This window comes from Burkholderia sp. FW306-1C-G01B (assembly GCF_058781685.1).
Window position 1 is genome coordinate 65,241 of record NZ_JBYSWZ010000007.1, and the last position, 19,562, is coordinate 84,802.

General features: G+C 63.8%; 19 protein-coding genes. 6 read left to right on the plus strand and 13 right to left on the minus strand.

What is annotated here, in order from left to right; translation table 11 throughout:
* Nucleotides 1-13 precede the first annotated feature (13 nt).
* The 4 genes from AC3WLY_RS15445 to hpaB all read left to right on the plus strand — a co-directional run bounded on the left by AC3WLY_RS15445 (nucleotide 14) and on the right by hpaB (nucleotide 4,611).
* Nucleotides 14-1,741 (plus strand): ATP-binding cassette domain-containing protein, encoded by a 1,728-nt coding sequence (locus tag AC3WLY_RS15445; protein ID WP_492310305.1) that lies wholly within the window; start codon nucleotides 14-16, stop codon nucleotides 1,739-1,741.
* Nucleotides 1,734-2,648, plus strand: coding sequence for a JmjC domain-containing protein (locus AC3WLY_RS15450; protein ID WP_492310304.1), 915 nt, complete (start codon nucleotides 1,734-1,736; stop codon nucleotides 2,646-2,648). Before AC3WLY_RS15445 ends, AC3WLY_RS15450 begins: the two co-directional genes overlap by 8 nt.
* 32 nt (nucleotides 2,649-2,680) lie before the next feature.
* Nucleotides 2,681-3,058, plus strand: a complete 378-nt coding sequence (locus AC3WLY_RS15455) for a hypothetical protein (protein WP_492332689.1) — start codon at nucleotides 2,681-2,683, stop codon at nucleotides 3,056-3,058.
* A gap of 83 nt (nucleotides 3,059-3,141) precedes the next feature.
* On the plus strand, nucleotides 3,142-4,611 hold the full coding sequence (gene hpaB / locus AC3WLY_RS15460) for a 4-hydroxyphenylacetate 3-monooxygenase, oxygenase component (protein WP_175963821.1): 1,470 nt from the start codon (nucleotides 3,142-3,144) through the stop codon (nucleotides 4,609-4,611).
* A gap of 130 nt (nucleotides 4,612-4,741) precedes the next feature.
* On the opposite strand, the gene lipA is transcribed toward hpaB, so the two are convergent.
* From lipA to AC3WLY_RS15475, 3 genes are all read right to left on the minus strand, one after another.
* The gene (lipA, locus tag AC3WLY_RS15465) at nucleotides 4,742-5,734 is read right to left on the minus strand and encodes a lipoyl synthase (RefSeq protein ID WP_492310303.1); all 993 of its coding nucleotides are present in this window, start codon (nucleotides 5,732-5,734) and stop codon (nucleotides 4,742-4,744) included.
* Nucleotides 5,727-6,473 (minus strand): lipoyl(octanoyl) transferase LipB, encoded by a 747-nt coding sequence (lipB, locus tag AC3WLY_RS15470; protein WP_111016015.1) that lies wholly within the window; start codon nucleotides 6,471-6,473, stop codon nucleotides 5,727-5,729. Before lipB ends, lipA begins: the two co-directional genes overlap by 8 nt.
* A gap of 83 nt (nucleotides 6,474-6,556) precedes the next feature.
* Entirely contained in the window at nucleotides 6,557-6,883 is a 327-nt protein-coding gene (locus AC3WLY_RS15475; RefSeq protein ID WP_425131972.1) for a DUF2917 domain-containing protein, read from the minus strand.
* 102 nt (nucleotides 6,884-6,985) lie between these two features.
* Between AC3WLY_RS15475 and AC3WLY_RS15480 the strand changes: the two genes are divergently transcribed.
* Nucleotides 6,986-7,972: a transcriptional regulator GcvA gene (locus AC3WLY_RS15480; RefSeq protein WP_425131971.1), complete on the plus strand. Its 987-nt coding sequence runs from the start codon at nucleotides 6,986-6,988 to the stop codon at nucleotides 7,970-7,972.
* Here the strand turns inward: AC3WLY_RS15480 and AC3WLY_RS15485 are convergent.
* The 10 genes from AC3WLY_RS15485 to AC3WLY_RS15530 form a co-directional block, all read right to left on the minus strand.
* The gene (locus AC3WLY_RS15485; RefSeq protein WP_011546305.1) at nucleotides 7,956-8,264 is read right to left on the minus strand and encodes an HP0495 family protein; all 309 of its coding nucleotides are present in this window, start codon (nucleotides 8,262-8,264) and stop codon (nucleotides 7,956-7,958) included. The genes AC3WLY_RS15480 and AC3WLY_RS15485 overlap by 17 nt on opposite strands.
* Complete coding sequence (locus tag AC3WLY_RS15490) at nucleotides 8,264-9,190, minus strand: D-amino acid aminotransferase (protein ID WP_310135349.1); 927 nt, start codon at nucleotides 9,188-9,190, stop codon at nucleotides 8,264-8,266. Before AC3WLY_RS15490 ends, AC3WLY_RS15485 begins: the two co-directional genes overlap by 1 nt.
* Nucleotides 9,191-9,238: 48 nt before the next feature.
* Complete coding sequence (locus tag AC3WLY_RS15495; RefSeq protein WP_175963816.1) at nucleotides 9,239-10,555, minus strand: D-alanyl-D-alanine carboxypeptidase family protein; 1,317 nt, start codon at nucleotides 10,553-10,555, stop codon at nucleotides 9,239-9,241.
* Between the two features lie 631 nt (nucleotides 10,556-11,186).
* Complete coding sequence (locus AC3WLY_RS15500) at nucleotides 11,187-11,831, minus strand: alpha/beta hydrolase (protein WP_492310302.1); 645 nt, start codon at nucleotides 11,829-11,831, stop codon at nucleotides 11,187-11,189.
* A gap of 13 nt (nucleotides 11,832-11,844) precedes the next feature.
* Nucleotides 11,845-12,162: a (2Fe-2S) ferredoxin domain-containing protein gene (locus tag AC3WLY_RS15505; RefSeq protein ID WP_011694422.1), complete on the minus strand. Its 318-nt coding sequence runs from the start codon at nucleotides 12,160-12,162 to the stop codon at nucleotides 11,845-11,847.
* Nucleotides 12,163-12,312: 150 nt separating this feature from the next.
* Nucleotides 12,313-13,464, minus strand: coding sequence for a VanZ family protein (locus tag AC3WLY_RS15510; protein ID WP_175963814.1), 1,152 nt, complete (start codon nucleotides 13,462-13,464; stop codon nucleotides 12,313-12,315).
* A 19-nt stretch (nucleotides 13,465-13,483) separates the two neighbouring features.
* Entirely contained in the window at nucleotides 13,484-14,122 is a 639-nt protein-coding gene (locus AC3WLY_RS15515) for an ABC-type transport auxiliary lipoprotein family protein (protein WP_425131969.1), read from the minus strand.
* A gap of 73 nt (nucleotides 14,123-14,195) precedes the next feature.
* Nucleotides 14,196-15,125 (minus strand): MlaD family protein, encoded by a 930-nt coding sequence (locus AC3WLY_RS15520; RefSeq protein ID WP_105389601.1) that lies wholly within the window; start codon nucleotides 15,123-15,125, stop codon nucleotides 14,196-14,198.
* Nucleotides 15,126-15,152: 27 nt separating this feature from the next.
* On the minus strand, nucleotides 15,153-16,082 hold the full coding sequence (locus tag AC3WLY_RS15525) for an ABC transporter ATP-binding protein (RefSeq protein ID WP_175963813.1): 930 nt from the start codon (nucleotides 16,080-16,082) through the stop codon (nucleotides 15,153-15,155).
* Nucleotides 16,079-17,203: an MlaE family ABC transporter permease gene (locus AC3WLY_RS15530; protein ID WP_175963812.1), complete on the minus strand. Its 1,125-nt coding sequence runs from the start codon at nucleotides 17,201-17,203 to the stop codon at nucleotides 16,079-16,081. The genes AC3WLY_RS15525 and AC3WLY_RS15530 overlap by 4 nt, the downstream gene beginning before the upstream one ends.
* Before the next feature lie 291 nt (nucleotides 17,204-17,494).
* Here AC3WLY_RS15530 and AC3WLY_RS15535 point away from each other — a divergent pair, with 291 nt between their 5' ends.
* On the plus strand, nucleotides 17,495-19,558 hold the full coding sequence (locus tag AC3WLY_RS15535) for a bifunctional 2',3'-cyclic-nucleotide 2'-phosphodiesterase/3'-nucleotidase (protein WP_492310301.1): 2,064 nt from the start codon (nucleotides 17,495-17,497) through the stop codon (nucleotides 19,556-19,558).
* Nucleotides 19,559-19,562 lie beyond the last annotated feature (4 nt).

Consider the following 19,562-nt stretch of genomic DNA (forward strand, 5'->3'; position numbering starts at 1 on the left):
CCACGTCTCGTTCATGACGCCTCCCCTGACCAGCAATCCTTCCATTGCACCTATCTTGAACAGACACACTAAACATGCGTCTCGCCTGCCATTGTTGATAAATCGATATCGTGGCTTGCTTTTCGTTATTTTCGTCGCATCTGCCGCTACTTCAGCACTCAATACCTCTTTGGGTGCACTTTTGAAATGGCTAACGGAAAGCATTCAAAGCAACAGCACGCAAGGTATCTACTTATTCGCATTGCTTTTCTCGACTCAACGTCTGCTGCTTCCCATCTGCGGCGGAATCACGACATTCTCGTCCAACATCCTTGCGGCGAGATTGGAAAATGACATTAGAGACGCATGGTACAAGCACGTCATCAATCTGGACGCCAGTTCGTCAAGGCAAAAAAACTCCGGAGAGTTGCAGAAGAGACTTCAAGATGCCATCGGGTCAGTCCGCTCGTTTCTGAATAATACGTTGCGCTCCACGCTATCCATCACTTTCGAGTTTATTTCGATCATAGCGCTCACTCTTTTCTTGATTGGACCAAGTGCGAGTCTGGCACTCGTACTATGCGGCGCGATTTATTCGATCTACATCATCAAAGTTACTCGTACTCGCGTGCCGATCATTCGAAGCATCTCCGAAGCGGATGCGGCGTGCTCTGCCTTCATGCATGACAGTTTCATCAATGCCGCACCGATTTCACCCGAGGCAATCTCGGTGCGCATTCGTAAACATTCGATGCTCTTGACGATGTTGGCAAAAAAACGGTTTGGTCACTCAAAGGATCTCCTGAAAGACAGCATCTGGGCAGCCGTACTTTGCGGGGGCATGGCGTACGTCGCGCTCTCGTGGTTCGAAGGTGATGAAATCGGAAGCATAGGTACCACGATCATGCTCTCCACTGGATTAGCTCATATGATTTCACAGATCAATTCACTCGGATTCAACTACAGAAACATCCTGCACGCCAAAATTGATATTGAGCGAATATCGGATGCACTCACTCAAGCGAATGTAGCGCAGCACGAGCTGGTCGCAATCAATATTCGAACAACAGAACATGTTCACTACAAAATCCAAAATCTCATTTTATTTGACTATAGAAACAGGCAATCGTATCCAGTTACGGGTGATATCGTCATTCTAAAAGGCCACGTCAACTCGATGAGAGGGGACAGTGGGATCGGCAAAAGCACGCTCGCGCGTATCATGAGAGGTGAAATCACTCCTCCTGCCTCGAAGATTTTTCTATGCGGTATCGACATGTCGTCTGTTGAGCGCGATTCCTTGCTCCAGTCGATTTCCTCCACATCGCAAGAAAGCATCATTTTCAATGAATCCGTCCGCAACAATCTGCTCTACGGCAATCCCGATGCCCACGACAATGAATTGATATCAACGCTATCGTCTGTCGGACTAAGTAAATTTTGCACCACCGATGGTCTCGACTTTGTCGTCGGTGAAAAAGGAGCGCTACTATCCGGAGGCGAACGGCAGCGACTAGGAGTCGCCAGAGCGCTCTTGCAAAACGCAGACCTGATCATCCTCGACGAGCCGTTTGCGGGATTGGACACTGCCGGCGTGACCAGCTTGGCCTCGCTAATTTCGGATTTGTCGAATCGCGTCTACATCCTCATCATTCTGCATCAGGATCCTCACCAATTGTTCGGAACCTCGAATATTCCGGTCAATGCCTTCGTCCTCGCGGCAAATTCCGATCTAAAAAAGCTGGAGATTATTCGTGAATAAAACTCTCTTCTCGAATTTCGATCTCGAATTCTTCACCAAGCACGTGCTGCATACTCACCCGCATCTGCTTGGTCCCGTGACGCATCAAAACTTACCTAATTGGAGCACCGTAAACGCTCTCCTAGAAAGCGGATTGCTCGACTACCCCAGAATTAGAATTAGCAGTGCTGACATGGAATATCCACGCGGATACTGCGGATTTCTAAGATACGGCACGAATCCGCGTGGCGGTAGGTTCGCGACAATCATGCCCGATCTTTTGTATCGTGCACTGGATGACGGTTGCACCATCATCATCGACGGATGCCAGGATTACCTTCCATCCGTCTTGGCATTGACCACTGAAATCGAACACACCCTGAAATGCCAGTCGTGGGCGAATCTCTATATCTCCGCTCAATCCGGGACAAGCTTCGGATGCCATTTTGACGACCACGATATCATTTCAGTGCAGTTGTCCGGTACAAAGCGTTGGCACATCTATAATCCGACGTACACCTCACCAAACAGAGGGGACAAGAGCTTCTATCTCGATCCGCCAACCGGCTCGCCTGATCTCCTGGAAAACCTACCAACGGGATCCAGTCTATATCTCCCTTCCGGCTACTGGCACAACGTCCAAACCATCTCACCCCATTCATTACATATAACATTTGGCCTTGATTTTCCGAGAAAATTGGATATCGTTCACGCCATAGCCAATCAACTTGGACTTAGCGACATTTTCCGTGGCACCATCAATTTCAACTCGGACTCGCCTGATTTTTATATTTTCCGAGAAAATATAATCAATGCAATCCGAGAAATTGATCTCGAAGAGTGCATGAAAAACGCTATCAAAATTCACAATAGACGACGCCCAACATTCACCCTCCCGAATTATCAAGTCGGCACCAAACATCTATAATCCAACCAAAAAAATCAATCCAGCGAAGGCTCATGAAGCTCAGATACAGTTTATTGCAAATGAGGGACGTTTGGATCGACGCCTACATGAACGGCGATGTCGATCAGCTTAATTTCGTGGAAAATTCTCATTTCTTCGTAAAACGAGGAAATCGAATACTGACGAAATCTCAACAAATATCCTATATACAGCGGCACCTGCTCGAGCAAACTTGGCGCAATTTCGGCCTATACGTTCACGACGAAACCACGAAGATTTCCGAAGAAAAACAATGGGCGTCGTTTTCCGGAACTGGTTCAATGCGACGTGACGGAAGAATACTTACCACGTTTGATTTTCTAGAACTCTGGTTAATCTGCGACGATCGATGGCAGATAGCAGCGCTTTGCTATGACGAAAAGGATCGATAAAGCGGAATGCCAACAGATCAACCAAATCACGAATAGTCACGCGCCCACGCTTCCTGCAATCAATTTACCTTGCCCCGATAAATATGAATGACTCTCCAACGACAAACCTCCAATTCACTGGCGCTCGACATGGCGCCGATGTTATCGAGCGCTTGCGTAAACATCCTGCCGAAATCTGGCATCGCGGTGCGCGGGTCACCGACGTTACCGTCGATCCAGCGTTCAAGAATGGGGTGGCAACCTTGGCTGGGCTCTACGATTACCAATGGAACGCTGAGGATATCCTGCTCGAGACGGGCCCCCAGGGTACGATGGTCAATCGCTCGTTCGGCATTCCCCACAGTCCCTCAGACCTCGTTTCGCTTGGCAACGCCCTTCAGCATAGCGCCCAATACAGTATGGGGATGCTCGGGCGCGAGCCCGCGTATCTGAATCGCGCAGTATCCTCTTTCTCGGGAAGTGCAGCCTTGTTCGGCACTTCCGATCGAGCATATAGCGCAAACGCCATCCGATACCATGATTTCATTCGTGAAAACGACCTATCGCTGACTCACACACTGCTCAATCCTCGTCCTGACCGCCTAGTCGGCCCAGCGCTCCAGGTTGATGCGGCGGTTGCCACTCACGTGAGCGAGGAACGTGATGACGGTATCGTAATACGCGGCGCACGTCTGCTCGCGACTCTTCCATTCGCCGACGAGATTGCACTCTTTCCCGCGCGCTTGATGGATCATTCTGATCGATCAAAGTCATACGCATTTGGCTGTGCACTCCCGACCGCGACGCCCGGCCTGCGCTTCGTCTGCCGCGACTCGGTAGATTACGGATTCGGCGCGGCGAATCACCCGCTTAGCGCCCGATTCGAGGAAATGGATGCGATCGCTATCTTTGATGACGTGTTTGTTCCGTGGGAACGTGTCTTTTGCTATCGAGATATCGATATTTGCAATATGGCCTATATGGCCACCGGTGCAACCGCACACATGGCTTACCAAGTAGTTTGCAAGAATATCGTCAAAACCGAGTTTCTCCTCGGCCTAGTCTCCCTGATGATCGAAGGATCCGGGCTGGAAAAATTTCAGCACGTTCATGAAAAAATGGCGGAAGTCTGGGTCAATCTTGAAACCTTGAAGGCCTTCAGGCATGCAGCCGAAGCCGGCGCCCACAACAATGCCTTCGGGATGCTCGTTCCGGCCTGGGATCCACTCGACGCTGCTAGAAATCTGTATCCTCGCCTCTATCCCAGAATGGTCGAGATCATTCAGCAACTCGGAGCCAGTGGCCTCGTTTCGATGCCGTCCACGATATCTCTCGACGGGCCGCTTGCCGCAGACATCAGACGCTATTACGAGGCAGCCCGCATGGATGCCTACGATCGGATCGCGCTGTACCGGTTGGCTTGGGACACGGCGATCTCGGCATTTGGCGGGCGCCAAATCCTATATGAACGCTTCTTCTTCGGTGACCCAGTCCAAATGGCGTCGCGCCTGTTTAGAGAAAAAGACTGCTCCGAGGCAATGAATCGGGTCAAAGCATTTCTGGCACGTTCGTGAAACGCGTGACATTTTCTCGTACCTGATTATTTGATGCCTGGGCCGCCAAAAACCGCAGCTTTGCGGGATATCGAGAAAAACTGAACGAAAAAAACGCGCCGCGGTTTTTTCGTTCAGCTCAGCGAGCAAATCAAACCACCCCGGCCCCATGCGCCTGCAAATCGGCGTGATAGCTCGAACGCACCATCGCGCCGACGGCCGCGTGCGTGAAGCCCATCTTGTATGCCTCTTCCTCGTACATCTTGAACGTATCCGGATGCACGTACGCCCGCACCGGCAGGTGGTGCTCGGACGGCTGCAGGTACTGGCCGATCGTCAGCATGTCGACATCGTGCGCACGCAGGTCGCGCATCACCTGCAGGATTTCCTCTTCGGTCTCGCCGAGGCCGACCATCAGGCCCGACTTCGTCGCGACGTCCGGATGCAGCGCCTTGAAGTCCTTCAAGAGCTTCAGCGAGTGCGCGTAGTCCGAACCCGGGCGCGCTTCCTTGTACAGACGCGGCACCGTTTCGAGGTTGTGGTTCATCACGTCGGGCGGCGCGGCGTTCAGGATCGAGATCGCGCGGTCGAGACGGCCGCGGAAGTCCGGCGTCAGGATCTCGATGCGCGTTTCCGGCGACTGCTCGCGCACTTCGCGGATGCATTCGACGAAGTGGCCGGCGCCGCCGTCGCGCAGGTCGTCGCGGTCGACGCTCGTGATCACCACGTACTTGAGCTTCAGCGCGGCGATCGTGCGCGCGAGGTTCTTCGGCTCGTCGGTGTCGAGCGGATCGGGGCGGCCGTGGCCGACGTCGCAGAACGGGCAGCGGCGCGTGCACTTGTCGCCCATGATCATGAACGTCGCAGTGCCCTTGCCGAAGCATTCGCCGATGTTCGGGCAGCTCGCTTCCTCACACACCGTATGCAGGTTGTGCTCGCGCAGGATCGTCTTGATCTCGTTGAAGCGCGAATTGCCGGTGGCCGCCTTCACGCGGATCCACTCGGGCTTCTTCAGCTTCTCGATCGGAATGACCTTGATCGGGATGCGCGCCGTCTTCGCCTGCGCCTTCTGCTTGGCAGTCGGATCGTAGGCAGCGGTCGCGGCCGAATCGGCCGGTGCGGGAGAAGCGGTAACGTCAGTCATTCGATTGTTCCAGTGCCTGCGGCTTGTCGGCGGCCGCGGATGCGCCATCGAGGTTGGCGATCAGACGGCGCACCAGCGTGTGGGCGACGTCGTTCCAGTCGGCGGCAACCTCGAGGCTCGCCATGTCGACGGTTTCCAGTCCGGCATAGCCGCACGGGTTGATCGCAAGAAACGGGCGCAGATCCATCTTCACGTTCAGGCTCAGCCCGTGATAGCTGCAGCCGTTGCGGATCTTCAGGCCGAGGGCCGCGATTTTCGCGCCTTCGTGCACGCCGGATGCCACATAGATCCCCGGCGCGCCCGCCTTGCGGACCGAAGCGAGATTATACGCCGCGAGGGTTTCGATCACGGCCTCCTCGATCTTCGTCACGAGCGTGCGCACCATCAGCTTGCGCCGGCGCAAATCCAGCAGCAGGTAGACGACGATCTGGCCGGGGCCGTGATAAGTGATTTGCCCGCCGCGGTCGACCTTCACAAGCGGCACGCCGCTGTCGGCCACCAGCAGGTGGGCCGGGTCGCCCGCCTGGCCGAGCGTGTAGACGGGCGGATGCTCGACCACCCAGAGCTCGTCGCCGGTGTCGGCCGTGCGCGTGTCGGTGAACGCGCGCATCGCGTCGAAGCTCGTCTCGTAGGCCTCGACGCCCCGCCAGCGCACGGTGACCGGGTGATCCGGCGATTCGGCAGGCGATGCGGAAACGGCGACAGGCGTGGACACGATGGAAACCGGCGAAACGGACATGGGCGGTAGTTTACCGAAAACCCATGGGTCTCGCCGGCCGGGGAAAGGGACGGATCGTCAGTATCCGTCGGAGGAAATGGCGGTCAAACCGTGCGCCATCCGTCGTGGAGCAGCGCGGTGACACGTTCGCGCAGCCGTGCCAGCCCGCCGAGCGCGACTTCCTTGGGCGGCCGCGACACCGAGAACGCGACGCACGCGCCCTCCCGGCCTTCCGCGCTGAGCCACAGCCGCTCGCCGCGGCGCAGCTTCAGCGTCTCGCCGTCGACCAGGAAGTAGTCGTCGACGTCGTTGCTGCGCGTCGCCCAGACCGGCCCGCACTGGACGATCAGCCGCGTGCTGCGTTGCACCTTCATCGGCACGGTTTCGCCAACGGGGATTTCGAACGTGATGCTTGAGGAAATTTCTTGCATGATCGACTCCGCCAATAAGTGCTTCGATGGCTACAATCGTAGTCACTTCAAGGCATCCGACAAAACGACCAATTTTCACGTCGATGTGAGGAAAATTAGCAAATGGACCTCCGCCAGCTGCCTGCATTGAACGCGATTCGCGCGTTCGAAGCCGCCGCCCGTCACGAGAATTTCTCGCGCGCCGCCGACGAGCTGTACGTCACGCACGGCGCGGTCAGCCACCAGGTGCGTGCGCTCGAGGAGGAGCTCGGCGTGCAGCTTTTCACGCGCAACGGCAAGCGACTGTGCCTGACCGACGCCGGCATGCGCTACGCGCAGCAGATCCGCACCGCGCTGATGGTGATCGCCGACGCGACGCGCGACGTGCGCGCGAGCGACCGCGACCGGCGGCTCGTGGTGTCGATGCTGTCGTCGTTCGCCGCGCGCTTCATCACGCCACGCATCGGCACGTTCATCGAGCGGCATCCGGAAATCGACGTCGAGCTGCAGTCGACCAACTCGCTCACCGATTTCGCGCGCGACGACGTCGATCTCGCGATCCGCTTCGGCTTCGGCAGCTACCCGGGGCTGCACGTCGAGCCGCTGTTCGAGGAAGTGTTCTTTCCGGCGTGCGCGCCGACGCTGAACGGCGGCAAGCTGCCGCAGACGCCCGCCGATCTCGCGCACTACAACCTGCTGCGCTCGGACGACGAGCTGTGGCGGCCGTGGTTCGACGCGGCCGGGCTCGATACGCTGACCGAGCCGAAGCGGGGGATTCTGTACCAGGATTCGTCGAACCTGCTGCTGGCCGCGATCGACGGCCAGGGCATCGCGCTCGTGCGCCGCTCGCTCGCGGTGCACGACCTGCTGGACGGGCGCATCGTGCGCCTGTTCGACATCGACGGGCCGAGCCCGTGGCACTATTTTTTCGTGTGTCCGCCGCCGCTGCTGAACACGCCGCGCGTGCAGGCGTTCAGGACCTGGCTGCTCGAGGAAGTCGCCGAATACAAGCGGCTGTGCGACGAGCTGGACGCGCGGCGCGCGGCGGGGAAGACCCCCGCCGAGTGCGCGCAGGAAGGAGGATGGAAGGCGCTTAGAGTACGACCTTGACCATCGGATGGCCGGTCAGTGCGCGGTAGATATTGTCGAGCTGTTCCTGGCTCGTCGCGCGCACGGTGATCGTGAGGCCCGTGTAATTGCCGCCGCTCGACGCGCGCTCCTCGATCTTCTCGACATCGATCTCGTTGTCGTGAACGGCGACGACCTTGAAGATCGTGTCCTTGAATTCGGGGTGCGCCTTGCCCATGATCTTGATCGGGAAATCGCACGGGAACTCCAGCAGCGACTCCTTCCGGGTCTCGATCGCGCCGGTGACCTCGACGGTTTTGGTCGGTTCGCTCATCATTTTCTCCGGGTTAGGTCAAACTGTTCAAACTCGCGTGCCTTCGCACGCTGGTACGCGTCGTACAGCGCCGCGAACACGGGGCCCGGCTTGCCGCCCTGCACGGGCAGATCGTCGAGCGACGTGACAGGCAGCACTTCCTTCGTGGCCGACGTGATCATGATCTCGTCGGCCGCGCGCAACTCCGCTTCGCTGATCTCGCGCGCGACGAACGGAATCCTGCATTCGTCGGCCAGCTCCTCGACCAGCGCGTAGCGGATCCCCTCGAGGATCTTGTTGCTGCGCGGCGGCGCGAGCAGCTCGCCATTCTTCACGACCCACACGTTCGACGACGAGCCTTCGGTCAGGTAGCCGTCGCGCAGTTGCAGCGTCTCGAACGCATCGCGTTCCGCCGCATGCTGCGCCATCAGCACGTTGCCGAGCAGCGAGATCGACTTGATGTCGCAATGCAGCCAGCGGCGATCCTCGGCCGTCACGCAACGCACGCCCTTCGCGCGCTCTTCTTCCGACGGCAGGCGCAGCGGGCTCGTCATCGCGAACACCGTCGGCACCGCGTTCGCCGGGAACGCATGGCCGCGCTTCGCGACGCCGCGCGTCACCTGCAGGTAGACGAGCGCGTTGCCGTCGCCGAGGCCTTCGGCATTCACCGCGACGACGCGCTCGATCAGCGCGCGCCAGCCAGCGGCGTCGTGCGGGTTGTCGATGCCGATCTTCTTCAGGCTGCGCGCGAGCCGCTCCAGATGCTGCTCGATCCGGAACGGCACGTGCGCGCCGTCGTGCGCATAAACGGGGACGACTTCATACACGCCGTCGCCGAAGATGAACCCGCGGTCGAGCACCGGGACACGGGCTTCGGACAGCGGCACCAGTTCCTCCTGCGACGAGACGCTGAGGTAGACGATCGGTTCGAATTCGGCTTGGCTCATGGTTATGACAGATGGGGATGAAGTCGTAAAAACAAAGGCCCGTCTCGCTTACTTCTTCTTGCTGAACATCAGCAGGATCGAGTCCCAGATACGGCCGAAGATACCGGCTTCCGGCACGGCCTGCAGCGCGACGACCGGGAATTCGGACAGCGTCTTGCCGTCGGCGACGATCTTCACGGTGCCGACCTGCTGGCCTTCCGCGAGCGGCGCGATCAGCGGCGCGTTGACGTCGACTTCCGTCTTGACCTTGTCGCCGAGGCCGCGCGGCACGGTCGCCCACTGGTCGCCCTTCACGCCGACCTGCACGGTGTTCGCCTTGCCCTTGTAGATGCGCGGCGTCGAGATCGCCTGGCCGCCCTTGAACAGGCGCACCGAATCGAACGCGCTATAGCCGTAGTTCAGCATCTTCATGCTGTCCTGCGTGCGCTCGCCTTCCTTCTGCTCGCCCATCATCACCGACACCAGGCGGCGCTGGCCGTCGACACCCGGAATCGCGCGCTTGGCCGACGCGATCAGGCAGTAGCCGGCCGCCTGCGTATGGCCCGTCTTCAGGCCGTCGACCGTCGGGTCGAGCCACAGCAGACGGTTGCGGTTGCCCTGGCGGATGTTGTTGTACTTGAATTCCTTCTCCGAGAAGATGCCGTAGTACTGCGGAAAATCGCGGATCAGGTGCGCGGACAGCTTCGCGAGGTCGCCGGCCGTCGTGTAGTGGTTCGGGTCGGGCATGCCGTTCACGTCGGCGAAGTGCGTGCCCTTCATGCCGAGGCGCTGTGCCTCGTCGTTCATCAGCGTGACGAACTGCCCTTCGCTGCCGCCGACGAGTTCGGCCAGCGCGATCGCGGCGTCGTTGCCCGACTGGATGATCATCCCGTACACGAGGTCGTGCACGGACACCGGCTTGTTCGCCTCGATGAACATGCGCGACTCGTCGCGGCCGACGCGGCGCACCGCGTCGCTCGGCGTGACGATCTGCTCCATCGAGATCTTCTTCTTGTCGAGCGCCTCGAACACGAGGTAGGCCGTCATCAGCTTCGTCAGCGACGCGGGCTCGACGCGCTCGTCCGCATTGCCCGATGCGAGCACCGTGTTGCTCGTCGCGTCGACGAGCACCCACGAACGCGCATTCACGCCCGGCGGCGGCACCGCGCCCGGCATGTAGACTGCGGGCGCGCCGGTGAACTGCTCGGCAGCGGCGGCCGGCGCCGCATGCGCGGCCTTGGCCTTGGCGGCCGGCTTCGCCTCGGCGACGACGATCGTCGACGCGAGCGCGACGGGCAGCATCACGCCGAGCGCGACGTTGCGCGCGGCGGTGCCGAAGGCGATGGAGGAAGCGAGGGACTTGAGGCCTTGGGGAGACAGACGCATGATCGATTCAGGCTGATGGCAGAAAGTGCGGTGCGAAACGCGCAGGGTTGAACGGCAAGGCGGCGGGCGTTTCGGGCACTCGCCCGACATCGTCGGGCGACGCGAAACGCGCCGGTTGGACTCGTGCGGACGCGTTCGGTTCGCGGCCGTCGCGAGCGGGCGGACAGGCGGCGAAACGAGCGCCGCATGCGCCCAGCCGGGCCGCGGGCGACGCGAAATGCGGCCATTATACGTGGCCGCGAACGGCGTTTTCGCGAACCTGGTGTCGCGTCCCGTGCCACGCGGTGTCGACGTGCCGGCGCAATCGTGCTCGCGGCAACGCGCAAACCGCGGCGATATCCGGCGGCATCGCGAGAATTTGCAGCGCCGCCACGGCGCCCGAAGGCGCAGCACGTCGGTGCCGATTTGCGCCGAACACCGCACGATCGCAGGACGGCCGCACACCGGCTTCAGGAGGATAGCGCGGGCACGCTGCGGGAAATCGCCCGAAGCCGCGCGAAAGGCGCGCGCAGGCGGTGTGCAAGTCCGGTTGCGCGCGGTGCGGCGCGATGTCGTGTGGTCGATCGCGCATTCGGCGGGTGCCGGTGCGCAACGCGAGCCGCCGGCCGTTACGCCAGCCCCCGCGTGCCGGCTAGCGCCACGCGTCGACGATGATGCGCTTCAGCACATGCAGCTTGCGATGGAGGAAATGCTCGGCGCCGGGGATCACGACGACCGGCAGCTCCTGCGGCCGCGCCCAGTCGTACACCGACGCGATCGGCACCGTGTCGTCGGTTTCGCCGTGGATCACGAGCGTGTTCTCCGGCACGTCGGCCACCTGCCAGCGGCTTGCGGCCGTGCCGACGAACACCATCCGCTCGATCGGCACGCCCGCGTCGCGCAGCCGCTTCGCGACATGCGACAGCACGAAGGTGCCGAACGAGAAGCCCGCGAGCACGAGCGGCAGGTCCGCATACGCGGGCTGCGCGCGCATGTGGGCGAGCACCGCGAGCAGGTCGTCGGCCTCGCCGGTGCCGTTGTCGTGCACGCCTTCGGTCGCGCCGACGCCGCGGAAGTTCGACCGGTAGACGACGTAGTCGAGCTGCACGAGCGTGCGCGCCAGGGTCTGCGCGACCTTGTTGTCCATCGTGCCGCCGAACAGCGGATGCGGATGCGCGACGAGCGCGATGCCGCGCGGCGCGGCGCTGCCTTCGCGCACGGCGTCGGGCAGGTCGACCGCGATTTCGATCTGCCCGACCGGGCCCGCGATCAGCGATTTCTGCGTATGAACGTTCATTCGGCCGGCCCGCTCAGATCTTCAGGCGATCGACGACCTTGCCGTCGCGCAGGTGCGATTCGACGATCTCGTCGATGTCGGCCTGGTCGACGTACGTGTACCACGTGCCTTCCGGGTACACGACCATCACGGGCCCTTCCTCGCAGCGGTCGAGGCAGCCGGCCTTGTTGATGCGAACCTTGCCGGGCCCCGCGAGGCCGAGTTCCTTCACGCGCTTTTTCGCGTATTCCTGCATGGTCTGCGCGTCGCATTGCGCGCAGCTCGGCCGCTCGGCGCCCGGTTCGCGCTGGTTCAGGCAGAAGAAGACGTGGTGCTGGTAGTAGGAATCCATGATGGTGACGAGCGGCCCGGCGCGATGCCGGGCGGAAAGAGGGGCGATAGCCGTTGCGCGGTGCAACGGATGATGGTCCGGACGATTATAGCGACCGGCGCGCGCCGCTGCCCGCGATGCGGCCGGGACTGCGCTGCCCGGCCTGCACCGTCAGCGGCGCACCGCGGCCGGCAGCCACGCGCGCTCGACGCGCTGGCCGAGCCAGATCAGCGCCGCGTACGGCCAGATCCACGCGAGCCAGCGCGCGATGCTGTTGAAGTGCACGTAGCGGCCCTGCCGCCAGCCCGACAGCGTGAAGTCGAAGAACGGATTGACCGGCAGCAGGTTGACGAGCGCCACGCCGGCCAGTAGCGCGAGTGCCGCCAGCGTCGCGCGCCAGGTCGCCGGCACGTGCAGCGCGACGAGCGCGGCCGCGAAGCCGAGCTCGATGCCGAGCCGCGCGCCGGGCGTCGCCCACACGACGACGAGGCCGGTGGCCGACTGCATGAACGTCGCGGCCGCCTTCAGCACGAGCGTCGCGGCGACGAATGCGATCAGCAGCCGGATGCGCGGCGCACTCGGCCGCATCGCGAGCGACGCGATCGCCAGCACGGCGAACAGCATCAGCCCGCCGAGCGCGGCCTCCCACGCGGAATCGGACAGCCAGCCGTCGACGCGCTCGGGCCATTCGCTCACGTGCCACGCGGCCGGCAGCCAAGCGAGCAGCGTGTCCTGCATCGACGCGTCGGCGCGCTCCCACAGCGCGGCCGGCCAGTCGCCGATGCCGAACAGGAACGGCGACGGAAACAGGATCGCGAACGGCCACAGCACGGCCAGCAGCAGCGGCGTCGCGCCATCGGCCTCGAACCACGCGAAGCGCAGCCGGCGCAGCGCGCCGCGGTCGAGCAGCGCACCGGTGGCCGGCGCGACGAGCGCCGCGCCCAGCAGCGCGCCGAGCGCGTTGGCCGCGAGATCGAGATTCGACGCGATGCGCGTCGGCAGGTAGGTCTGCAGCGCCTCCATCGAGCCCGACAGCAGCACGCCGAGCGCGCCCGCGATCAGCGTCGCGGCAACCCCGCGCCAGCGCGGGTGCAGCGCAAGCACGCCGAGCGCGCCGAACGGCAAATAGCCGAGCACGTTCGTGACCACGTCGAACGCGGTCACGTAGCGCTGCATCGGCGCGAACAGGTAGTCGAACGGCCCGATGCCGAGCGACACCCAGCCTTCGAACGGATACAGCGACGCGTAGACGATAAGCGCCGCGTAGGCGGCAAAGGCCTGCCGCGCGAGCGGCGATTCGCGATGCGGGCCGGTCGCGTTCATCGCGGCTGCGCGGCGTGCGTCACGGCGTGCCCGCGTACGCCTGCATGCCGACCCACGCGGCGATCTGCGACACGAGCTCGTCGCTCGCCGTCGCGAGCGCACGCGCGCCGCCGGCCGCGTCGGGCGTGCTCGACGGCGCGCGCGCGACGAACGTGCGCTGGCCGAGCACCTTGCCGTCGAGCGTCAGCGTCGCGCGCGCGGTGACGGCGCCGTGGCTTTGCGACTGCCCGTCGAACACCTGCTCGAATTCGTTCAGGTCGACCTTGAGGGTCGGCGCGCGCACGCCGTCGGACCCTTCGAGCACCGTGCCGCGCGACGACAGCGCGCCGCGCAGCCGCTGCGTGAGCAGTTGCGCGGGCGGTGCGGTCCAGCGGCTGTCGCGATAGACGGCCACGTGTTGCGCATCCGCGTACGCGAGGCGGTACGCGAACTTGTCCGAATCGAGCGCGTCGGGCGCGGCGACGTCGAGCACCTTCAGCGCGGGGCCCGCACCGGCCGTCACGACCGGAGAAGCCGGCCCGAGGTCGTAGCGGACATTCGACAGCACCGCGCTGTTGCCGGCGCAGCCGGCCGCAAGCGCAAGCGTCAGCACGGCGAGCGCGGTCGCAGCCGGACGCAGCGCGCGTTCAAGGATTCGTGGCATGGCGTGTTCCTGCATGATGTTTCCGGTTTCGATGGGCGTCACTGCCCGGCCGTTTCCGGCCAGGCGATCGACGGGTTTCCGGCCTGCTTCACTTCCCGGCCGTCGCACCCGGCCAGACGAAGCCCGCTTCGCCGGGCCCCGGCGCCGCGCCGGGCGAACCGAACAACAGACTGCGCGGGTTGCGGCCGAGTTCACCGGCGACGTCCTTCAATTGCTGCGACGCGTCGCCGACGCTGCCGGCCAGCGCATTGAAGCGCGGCAGCGTGTCGTACTGCACGCGCGCGTTGAGATCGTTCAGCGCGACGCCGACCTGCTCGGCGGCCGTGCCGGCCTTGTTCAGGTTCGACACGAGCGGCCCGTTCGGCTGCAGCAGCGTGTTCGCCGACGCCATCGTGCGGTTCACCTGGTGCATCGTTTCCGGTAGCGCGGCGACGGCCGGGGCGAGTTGCTTCGACAGCGTCGTCGCGCCATCGGCCGCGTGCTGCAGGCTTTCGGCCGTCGCGCGCAACTGCTCGCGCATCTCGGGCGACATCAGCGCGTTCGCGCTTTTCGCGGCCAGTTCGAGCTGCCGCAGCAGCACGTCGCCGCGCTCCTGGATCTGGTCGAACAGGCTCGGCCGCATCGGGATCTGCGCAATCGCCTTCGGCGACGACGGCAGCGGCGCCAGGTCGCGGCCCGTATCCTCGAGCTGCACGAACGCGATGCCCGTCACGCCCTGGAAGCCGAGGCTGCCGTAGGTCGACTGCGTGATCGGCGCGTCGTGGTCGACGAGAATCCGGATCCGGATCTGGCCCGGGTGCGTGCGGTCGAAACCGATCGACTGTACCTTGCCGACGTCGAGACCGCGAAAGCGCACGGCCGCGTCCGGGAACAGCCCCGTCACGTTGGTGCGCGCGAGCAGGTCGTACGGCACGCGCACGGTGCGGTCGACGTTGAACCAGAACACGGTGCCCGCGATCGCGAGCGTCAGCGCGATCGTGAACAGGCCGGCCCAGAACGCATGTGATTTGTTTTCCATTCGCGGGTTCCTTGCTCCTTGCCTTGCCTACAGATCGACGCTCGACAGCGCCGGTTCGAGGGCCGCCTTCGGCAGCTTCGCGCGCCGCTCGGGCGGCAGCGCCTGCAATGCGCGGCGCCCGCGCAGCCCCAGGAAATATTCGTGGATGAACGGATGGTCGACGTTCGCGACCTCCTCGACCGGCGCGGCGACCAGCACCTTGCGGTCGGCCAGCACCGCGACGCGCGTCGACAGCGCGACCATCGTGTCGAGATCGTGCGTGATCATCACGACGGTCAGCCCGAGCGTGCGGTGCAGCGTCGCGATCAGCTCGACGAACTCGTCGGACGCCTGCGGATCGAGGCCGGCCGTCGGCTCGTCGAGGAACAGCAGCTCGGGCTCGAGCGCGATCGCGCGCGCGATGCCGACCCGCTTCACCATCCCGCCCGACAGCGCGGCCGGCATCTTCGACGCGTGCTTGCACGGCAGCCCGACCATCTCGAGCTTCAGCATCACGATGTCGTGCAGCAGGTCCGGCGGCACGCGGCCGAGCTCTCGCAGCGGCTGCGCGACGTTGTCGAACACCGTCATCGACGAGAACAGCGCGCCCTGCTGGAACAGCATCCCCGAGCGCGTGCGCATCATCCGCGCGCTCGCGTCGTCGATCGTCGCGGTATCCTCGCCGAACACCTTGATCGTGCCCGACGTCGGTCGCTCGAGGCCGAGGATCTGGCGCACGAGCGTCGTCTTGCCGGAGCCCGAGCCGCCGACGACCGACACGATCTCGCCGCGCCGCACGTCGAAGTCGAGCTTCTGGTGAATGATGTTGCGCCCGTAGCGCTTGGTCAGGTTGCGCACCTCGATCACGAGGTCGCCGGCCTCCGCCGCAGAGGCCGGCTGTGCGCCGACCGCCGCGACACCGACGGCCGCGGCGTGGGCGGGCGCGGCACCCGCCGCCGATTCGTTCGATGCGTTCATCCGAGCCCCACGTTCTGGAACAGGATCGCGAACACCGCGTCGGCGAGGATCACGACCGTGATCGACGACACGACCGACGTGGTCGTCCCTTCGCCGAGGCTCTGCGAGTTCGCCTTGATCCGGAAGCCGAAATGGCAGGCGACCAGCGCGATCAGCATGCCGAACACGACGCCCTTGCCGACGCCGATGTACAGGTTCGCGATCGGCACGACGCCCGGCAGCGAGCGCACGAAATAGTTGACGTCGATCCCGAGCACGAGCTTCGCGGCGAGCGCGCCGCCCGTCAGCGCGATGATGTTGGTCCACATCACGAGCAGCGGCATCGCGACGCCGAGTGCAAGCACGCGCGGCAGGACCAGCCGCAGCCCGTGCGGGATGCCCATCACGCGCATCGCGTCGAGCTCCTCGGTCACGCGCATCACGCCGATCTGCGCGGTGATCGCCGAGCCCGAGCGGCCCGCGACGAGGATCGCCGACAGCACGGGGCCGAGCTCGCGGATCACCGACAGCCCGAGGATGTTCACGATGTAGCGGTTCGCGCCGAACATCTGCAGCTGCTGCGCGGACAGGTAGCTGAGCACGATGCCGATCAGGAACGCGACGAGCGCGGTGATCGGCAGCGCCTGCGCGCCGGCGCTGTAGATGTTCGCCGAGGTTTCCTTCCACGGCATGATCTGCGGACGGCGCAGCACCGACAGCGCGTCGAGGATCACGAGGCCGAACATCGCGATGCCGCCCTGCAGGTGTTCGCCGAACGTGAAGATCGCCTGGCCGAGCCGCGTGACGGGATCGACGCGCACGACGCGCTCGGGCGCCTCGCGCCCGCTGTCGAGCCGCTCGATGCGCTCGAAGATCGTGCGCTGCGTGTCGCTCAGCGCGACGCCGGCCGGCAGCTTGCGGCCCCACACGCGCCACAGCGCCTGGCCGCCGACGTGGTCGAGCCGCTCGATGCCGGACAGATCCCATTCGCTCACGCGCCCGGACCCGATGCTCGCGACGCGGCGCGCGACCGCGCCGCGATTGCGCGCAAGCGCGATCGCGGTCCACTGGCCGGTCAGGCGCACCGTCTGGCCCTGGCTGCCGGCGTCGACCGACAGGCCGGGAGGAGTCTCGAAGTCCAAGGGCAGGTTGTTTGCAAAAGGATGACAGCGGCCATTGTAGCGAACCGCCCGGCGCAGCGACGTGAGGATGTCGGTGGGGGCGCCCGGCCGGGGGCGCCCGGCCGAGAGCGCCCGGCCCGGGCCTGCCCGGAGGCCACCGCACAGCGCGGCCCGCTGCCGGCATCATCGCCTTTCATTCTTCCGTCACGTTTCCTTTCGATACTCTCACGCGCCGCACCTCAGGCCGTCGGCGCCCCGCGCCGCCATTTCGTTGCGCACCTCGCCATAACAGAACACTAAACAGGACAACCGATGCGTTTCCCCCCGCTTTCCCGCCGCCGCGTACCGGCCGCCGCCGCGCTCGCCAGCCTGGCCTTTGCCCTCGCCGGCTGCGGCGGCGACGACGTCACCGCCCCGCCGCCGTCGCAGGCCCAGGCGCCCGTCGGCACGACGGCCACGCTCGCGCTGCTCGAAACGACCGACCTGCACACCAACGTGTTGTCGTATGACTATTTCAAGCTCGCCGCCGACAATTCGCTCGGCTTCGAGCGGGTGTCGACGCTGATCGCGCAGGCGCGCGCGCAGTACCCGAACACGCTGCTGCTCGACAACGGCGACACGATCCAGGGCACCGCGCTGTCGGACTACCAGGCGCTCGTGAAGCCGATCGGCTGCGACCAGACGCTGGCGATCTACAAGGTGATGAACGCCGCGAAATTCGACGGCGGCGGGATCGGCAACCACGAGTTCAACTACGGGCTGCCGTACCTGTCGCAGGTGACCGGCAACACGTTCGAGGTCGACGGCCTGCCGGCTCCGGCCCAGCAGAAGAAGTGCGCGGGACCGAACTTCCCGCAGGTGCTCGCGAACGTGATCAGCGCGAAGACCAACGCGCCGCTGTTCACGCCGTACACGATCCTGACCCGTACGGTGACGGCGACGACGCCGGACGGCAAGACGGTAAGCGCACCCGTGAAGATCGGCATCATCGGCTTCACGCCGCCCGCGATCATGAGCTGGGACAAGCGCTGGCTCGACGGCAAGGTCTACACGACCGGCCTGAAGGAAGCCGCCGAGAAGTACATTCCCGAGATGCGCGCGAAGGGCGCGGATCTCGTCGTCGCGATCTCGCACGGTGGCCTCGACAATTCCGCGTATTCGCCGACGATGGAAAACGGAAGCTGGTGGCTGTCGACCGTGTCCGGCATCGACGCTATGCTGATCGGCCACTCGCACCAAGTGTTCCCGGACGCGAACAGCACCGTGTCGCAGTTCAACCTGCCGGGCGTCGACAAGGTCAAGGGCACCGTCAACGGCGTGCCGACCGTGATGGCCAACTACTGGGGCAAGCACCTCGGCGTGATCAAGCTCGGCCTGAAGTTCGACGGCAAGACGTGGAGCGTCGACAAGTCGCAGACGACCGTCGAGGCGCGGCCGATCCAGAACGCCGACAAGACCTACGTCGCGGCCGACCCGACGGTATCCGCGGCGATCGCCGCCGAGCACCAGGCGACGATCGACTACGTGAAGACGCCGGTCGGCTCGACCGACTACCGGATGAACTCGTACTTCGCCGATGTCGGCGACCCGGGCGCGATCCAGATCGTCAACGAGGCGCAGGCCGACTACGTGAAGACCTACGTGCAGGCGAACCTGCCGCAATACGCGTCGCTGCCGGTGCTGTCGGTCAGCGCGCCGTTCAAGAGCGGCTTCGGCGGCGGCAGCGACTACACCGACGTCGCGCCGGGCGCGCTCGCGATCAACAACGCGGCCGACCTGTACCTGTATCCGAACACCGTGTACGCGGTGAAGGTGAGTGGCGCCGACGTGAAGAACTGGCTCGAAACCGCCGCGAAGCGCTTCAACCGGATCGATCCGACGCAAGCGACCGTGCAGAAGCTCGTCAGCAGCTTCCCCGGCTACAACTTCGACATGTTCACGTCGGCCGATCTGTCATACGAGATCGACGTCACCCAGCCGCTCGGTAGCCGGATCAGGAACCTGACGTACAAGGGCGCGCCGATCGACCCGAACGCGCAGTTCATCGTCGCGACCAACAACTACCGCGCGAGCGGCGGCGGCAACTTCCCGGGCCTCGACGGCAGCAAGACGATCTTCGCGTCGCCGGACGCGAACCGCGACGTGCTGATCTCGTTCATCAAGAAGCGCGGCGCGATCACGCGCACGGCCGACGGCGCGCAGCGCAGCTGGCGCTTCACGAAGCTCGCGAGTTCGGTCGCGCACGTGCAGTTCGCGTCCGCGCCGAACCGCCTCGGCGATGCTGCCGCCGCCGGCCTGGCCGGCATCACGCAGGTCGCGGCCGACGACGGTTCGGGCAAGAACCTCGCCACCTACGAGATCGACCTCACGCAATGAGACA

Bases quoted from the DNA above. Each gene is read 5' to 3' on its own strand.
- AC3WLY_RS15500 (WP_492310302.1), bottom strand. From the start codon at position 11,831: ATGAACGTTCATACGCAGAAATCGCTGATCGCGGGCCCGGTCGGGCAG.
- AC3WLY_RS15520 (WP_105389601.1), bottom strand. From the start codon at position 15,125: ATGGAAAACAAATCACATGCGTTCTGGGCCGGCCTGTTCACGATCGCG.
- AC3WLY_RS15445 (WP_492310305.1), top strand. From the start codon at position 14: ATGACGCCTCCCCTGACCAGCAATCCTTCCATTGCACCTATCTTGAAC.
- AC3WLY_RS15490 (WP_310135349.1), bottom strand. From the start codon at position 9,190: ATGAGCCAAGCCGAATTCGAACCGATCGTCTACCTCAGCGTCTCGTCG.
- lipB (WP_111016015.1), bottom strand. From the start codon at position 6,473: ATGTCCGTTTCGCCGGTTTCCATCGTGTCCACGCCTGTCGCCGTTTCC.
- AC3WLY_RS15525 (WP_175963813.1), bottom strand. From the start codon at position 16,082: ATGAACGCATCGAACGAATCGGCGGCGGGTGCCGCGCCCGCCCACGCC.
- AC3WLY_RS15510 (WP_175963814.1), bottom strand. From the start codon at position 13,464: ATGAACGCGACCGGCCCGCATCGCGAATCGCCGCTCGCGCGGCAGGCC.
- lipA (WP_492310303.1), bottom strand. From the start codon at position 5,734: ATGACTGACGTTACCGCTTCTCCCGCACCGGCCGATTCGGCCGCGACC.
- AC3WLY_RS15535 (WP_492310301.1), top strand. From the start codon at position 17,495: ATGCGTTTCCCCCCGCTTTCCCGCCGCCGCGTACCGGCCGCCGCCGCG.
- AC3WLY_RS15495 (WP_175963816.1), bottom strand. From the start codon at position 10,555: ATGCGTCTGTCTCCCCAAGGCCTCAAGTCCCTCGCTTCCTCCATCGCC.
- AC3WLY_RS15475 (WP_425131972.1), bottom strand. From the start codon at position 6,883: ATGCAAGAAATTTCCTCAAGCATCACGTTCGAAATCCCCGTTGGCGAA.
- AC3WLY_RS15515 (WP_425131969.1), bottom strand. From the start codon at position 14,122: ATGCAGGAACACGCCATGCCACGAATCCTTGAACGCGCGCTGCGTCCG.
- AC3WLY_RS15485 (WP_011546305.1), bottom strand. From the start codon at position 8,264: ATGAGCGAACCGACCAAAACCGTCGAGGTCACCGGCGCGATCGAGACC.
- AC3WLY_RS15505 (WP_011694422.1), bottom strand. From the start codon at position 12,162: ATGGATTCCTACTACCAGCACCACGTCTTCTTCTGCCTGAACCAGCGC.
- AC3WLY_RS15480 (WP_425131971.1), top strand. From the start codon at position 6,986: ATGGACCTCCGCCAGCTGCCTGCATTGAACGCGATTCGCGCGTTCGAA.
- AC3WLY_RS15455 (WP_492332689.1), top strand. From the start codon at position 2,681: ATGAAGCTCAGATACAGTTTATTGCAAATGAGGGACGTTTGGATCGAC.
- hpaB (WP_175963821.1), top strand. From the start codon at position 3,142: ATGAATGACTCTCCAACGACAAACCTCCAATTCACTGGCGCTCGACAT.